This is a genomic window from Methylophaga sp. UBA1464, assembly GCF_002325665.1.
Classification (GTDB): domain Bacteria; phylum Pseudomonadota; class Gammaproteobacteria; order Nitrosococcales; family Methylophagaceae; genus Methylophaga.
The window spans coordinates 7,654-12,361 of record NZ_DCSO01000012.1; the positions used below are offsets into that span (position 1 = coordinate 7,654).

Genomic DNA, 4,708 nt, shown 5'->3' on the forward strand with positions numbered 1-4,708 from the left:
CACACGCTGTTCTATTAAACCACCTATGCGTAATGATTCCTGCAACGAGGTTCCGGGCACACTGGCTGTATGAATAATGTAATGTCCTTCACGCAGCTCAGGTAAAAATCGTCCGCCGAAATAAGGCAGCAAACTGGCACCAGCCAGGCAAAAGATCAGTACGGATAACACCATCAGCTTGGGAAACTGGCAAGTGACTCGTAATATCTGCCCATAGCCGACTTGTAACCAGTGAATTAACGGTGGCTCGGTAGTGCGTGTGACGCCAATCCGGCTTAGCAAGACATGGCAAAGTGCTGGCGTAACAGTCAACGCAACGAATAAGGATGCCAGAATCGCCAGAATATACGCCTGTCCCAAAGGCTCGAACATTCGTCCCGCTACGCCGCCCAGTGTTAATAACGGCACAAATACCAGCATCACAATCAAACTGGCATAAACCACCGAACTACGCACCTCCATGGACGCTTCATAGACGATTTGAATAACGGGCCGTGGTTCTCTCAACACCGCATTTTCCCGCAGTCGCCGGAAGATATTCTCGGTATCAATAATGGCATCATCCACAACTTCGCCCAAGGCAATCGCCAGACCGCCCAACACCATAATATTGATATTGACGCCGAATTCGAGCAGCACGATTAATGCCGCAAATAATGACAACGGAATCGCTGTCATGGAAATTATCGCGGTGCGTAAATTAAACAGAAATAAAAACAGCACCAATAACACCAAACCGCCGCCCACCAGCAAATGATGTCGAATATTCGCCAGTGATGTTTGTATATAGTTGGCTGGGCGGAACAGATCCGCATGTAACTCAATACCATCGACCTCAAACCCATCCCGAAACTCGTTCAGAGCGGTTTCAACGCCTTGCGTCACAGCCAGCGTATTAGCCTTATATTGACCAATGACCATCAACACAATGCCAGCCTTGCCGCCAATGGCTGCACCACCGATTGCTGGAGCCGGACCATATTCAATTGTGGCAACGTCACCAAGATGTAATACCGATTGGCCCTGCTGACGAATGACCACATTCGCCATCGTTTCAGCACTCACCGGCTGGCCGATCACCTGAAGCATCATTCGCTGGTTGGCATTTTCAATAAACCCACTACCCTGCAATGCCGTAGCTTCGCGTGCTGCGGCAACGATATCTAATGGCGACAACTGATACATGGCAAGCTTCTGCGGATCCAGCTGAATTTGCATTTGCTTTTCAGCACCGCCGAATACGTTGATATCCGCCACACCATCTACAGCAAGCAATCTGGGTGTTAAGGTCCAGTCGACCATTTCCCGCAAACGCATGATGCTCTGTTGATCCGACGTTAAACCAATGGTCATAATCGTGCCGGAAGACGACTCAAGCGGCACCATCAAAGCGGGACCGACACCTTGCGGTAACTGGCCCTGTGCCGGCATCAACCGTTCTGAAACCAACTGACGGTTAAGATAAATATCGGTTTTGTCTTCAAAAGTAATAATGACAACAGATAAACCGGGAGTGGAGGCCGAACGCACAAACATGACATCCGGTAAGCCGCCCAATGCATTTTCAATCGGTTGGGTAACCAGCGTTTCCACCTGCTCGGCAGTAAACCCCGATGCTTCGGTCTGAATAATAACCTGCTTCGGTGCAAATTCAGGAAACACATCCAGACTGGCTTTATAAATTTGATAACAGCCATAACCAAGCATCAACACGGCTATAGCCAATACGACACCCCGTGCACGAACCGAAAAGGCAACCAAATGAGAGAGCATCCGTGTTCCTGTTATTTATCAAATAATGGTTTGTAGTGAATTCGATTAGTCATCATCATCGTCTTCATCATGGATTTGCCATTTAAACTCTTCCGACAACAATGTCTGAGCCCCTGAGGTGACGATAGCATCACCCGGATGAATCCCTCTTTGAAGATGAATACCCTCGACAGAATGAATGCCTTCCGCCAATGATATCCGCTGGAATCGTTCATCATTGATTCGCAGGTATGTCCACGGTTGTCCCGCGTACCAGATGACGGATTGATATGGGATCATCACACCTGATAATGCGTTATCGGAATTGGGCACCCATACCTGTAATCGGGCCCCTTCCCGCAACGATGAGGATTTATTCAGGAAATACCAGGTTTCACCACTTAATACCGGATCGGCCGTAAAGGCAGCGGCCAATCGTTGCGCCTGCCCCACGTTATTTTCCTGATTGGTTTGTTGCCAACGAATGGTAGTCGCGCGCTGATTCAAGCTTTGATTCACCGGCAATATGACTTTTATAACGGTCTGCTCCCTTGCCATCAGCAGATTGAAATCTTCACCGCCCTTAATAATCCAGTCAGCAATGGGGGCTGGCCACTGCTGACGTATTTCGGCATGGCAGTTGTTGACCAGTTGCTGTTTTAACCCGGATTCGGCCTGAGCCACCAATAAATTGCTCTGGGCGAAATTAACCTCTTTTGATGCCACACTTCCCGTTGCCTGCTGTAATGTTTTCAGGCGTGAAAGCTCTTTGCTCATCCCCTGTTCATTCACCTGAGCAAGACGATGTTGCATTTCCGCCTCAACACAACGTGAACGGGCTAATTGTAAATCCTGTGTCGGAATAACCACGGCAGAGGCACGCATCTCTGGAGTATGGAAGCTTTCCATCAACGTCTGACTTTTGATAGAGGCCAATTCCTGGGCGGCTTCAGTTACCTCAACCGATAGCGCAAATTGATGATGCTGCTTCTCATCATCATTATCATCCCTATCCGGATTTTCAACCGTTCTGTTATCTGAAGGGACTGGCGAATCAAATAATGGCGAAAAAAAATAAACAGCCGAAGCTATCGCTAAAACACTGATGACCCACAATAAAATACGTTGGCTTGAATTCATTTTTATTTGCTGCCCCGATGCAAAACTGCCCGTCATTACAGCATGGCTGCATAAATGCCACAAGGACAACTTCCCGGGATGCTTAACATGACTTGACAGCAGGCACTCGGGCAGGTTTAATACCGCACCTTGTTGGCTCGATAGCTCAGTTGGTAGAGCAAGGGATTGAAAATCCCTGTGTCCCTGGTTCGATTCCAGGTCGAGCCACCATCGAATTCAAAGCCCGGTTTGCATTGCAAACCGGGCTTTTTTATTGGCTGCTATTCCTGCTTTGATAACTAACCACAGAGACACAGAGGGCACAGAGATTTAATAGAAGTTTATCCGCAGATTACGCAGATTTTCACAGATATTATAAAGCTGCATTTATTGAGGTAGCTTTGAAGGCTGCTTGTGTTTGGGTATAAAAATTAACCACGGAGACACCGAAACCAATAAGCTCTTGTTAAATTGTTAGTATAGGATCTGTTGATAGGCCGAAAAACCAATCATTAAGTCTTCAAAGTTTAATCTGCGTTCATCTGCGTAATCTGCGGATTACCTTTCTTCCTCATTGTTACTAGTGGTTTCAGCAACTTTACCTGCAAATATTAATCTCTGTGCACTCTGTGTCTCTGTGGTTAATTTGTTTTTGTCCTAACATATATAGTATGAAAACCTTCATTGTTGTAAAAAACACACACATTCGTGGCAAAATGACCAAATTCACATTTTTTTGTTGTAAAAGTGTTGCAAAGGTTTTTCAGATGTGGAAAATACAGTCTTAACCGCGAAACATTCCGGTTACGAGAGAAACTTAAAGTAATCTGTTAACAACTAGAAGGTGAACAGACATGAAAAAAACTACACTAGCTACATTAGTCGGCGCAGCAGCATTTGCAGCAGCCGGCGCAGCTAACGCGACAATCGTCGTTGGCGGCGAAAACGGATACGAATTCAGTGTTGACGGTAACATCAACCAATTCTTCGTACAATCAGATGCAGACGTTGCCGGTGGTGGCAGCAACGATAACAGCCGTGTTCGTAACGGTTTATTGCCAACATTCTTTGGCTTCAACGTTAAAGCTCCTGAAATCAATGGCTTGACAGTTGGTGCACGTGTTTCTATCTCTCCATCAACTAACGGTGGTAGCTACTTTAACGAAGGCCAGAACGGTTCAGCAATGGAGCAACGTGAAGCGTTTGCAACTGTTGATGGTGCTTTCGGTCAAGTAATGCTGGGTAAAGGCTTAGGTCTTTATGGCTCACACAACATTCTGTTAGACCAAACTTTATACGGCGTTGGTGCTGTTGTAGCTGGTAACTCGGATAATGGCCAAACAACTTTAGGTCGTATCGGTTACGGTTATGACTATGCCGACTGGCGTTCACAAATGCGTTGGACTTCAGTTGATATGGCTGGTTTCAAGGTTGCTTTAGCGGTTATGGATGCTGACGAAGTTGGCACTTTAGCTGGCGGAAGCGCAGAAAAAGATCCACGTTATGAAGCTGACCTGAGCTATGCAACTAACTTTGATGGCGGCATGTTTAAAGCTTGGTTGAGCGGCATGACTCAAAAAATTGATGGTGCTGGTGGCGATATCAAATCAAATGCATGGACATTAGGTGCAAACCTTGGTTTAGGCGGCTTTGACTTTGTTGCAGCTTATTATGACAACAAAGGTGTGGGCGACTTAGGTGGCCTTGCGTTTGGTTCTGCAACTGATGCTAATGGCAAAGAGCGTGATGGTGATGGTTATTACGTTCAAGCTGGCTACACTTTCGCTGGCGTAACAGCAGTTAAAGCATCTTATGGTGAGTCAACATTAGACCTGAC

At 46.5% G+C, this 4,708-nt stretch carries 3 protein-coding genes and 1 tRNA gene; 2 read left to right on the top strand and 2 right to left on the bottom strand.

Features of this window, described 5'->3' with window-relative positions; genetic code table 11:
- Together B3O33_RS01010 and B3O33_RS01015 are read right to left on the bottom strand one after the other, a co-directional pair.
- On the bottom strand, positions 1 to 1,773 hold a 1,773-nt coding region (locus tag B3O33_RS01010), incomplete at its 3' end, for an efflux RND transporter permease subunit (RefSeq protein WP_292362753.1).
- 45 nt (positions 1,774 to 1,818) lie between these two features.
- Entirely contained in the window at positions 1,819 to 2,892 is a 1,074-nt protein-coding gene (locus B3O33_RS01015; RefSeq protein ID WP_292361955.1) for a hypothetical protein, read from the bottom strand.
- A gap of 134 nt (positions 2,893 to 3,026) precedes the next feature.
- On the opposite strand from B3O33_RS01015, the gene B3O33_RS01020 reads away from it, so the two are divergent.
- Together B3O33_RS01020 and B3O33_RS01025 are read left to right on the top strand one after the other, a co-directional pair.
- Positions 3,027 to 3,102: transfer RNA gene (locus tag B3O33_RS01020), tRNA-Phe, on the top strand.
- A gap of 623 nt (positions 3,103 to 3,725) precedes the next feature.
- Positions 3,726 to 4,708 (top strand): porin (locus tag B3O33_RS01025; RefSeq protein WP_292362754.1); only part of this gene is annotated, 983 nt, incomplete at its 3' end.

Coding starts and splice junctions, on each gene's coding strand:
- B3O33_RS01015 (WP_292361955.1), bottom strand. CDS start 2,892: ATGAATTCAAGCCAACGTATTTTATTGTGGGTCATCAGTGTTTTAGCG.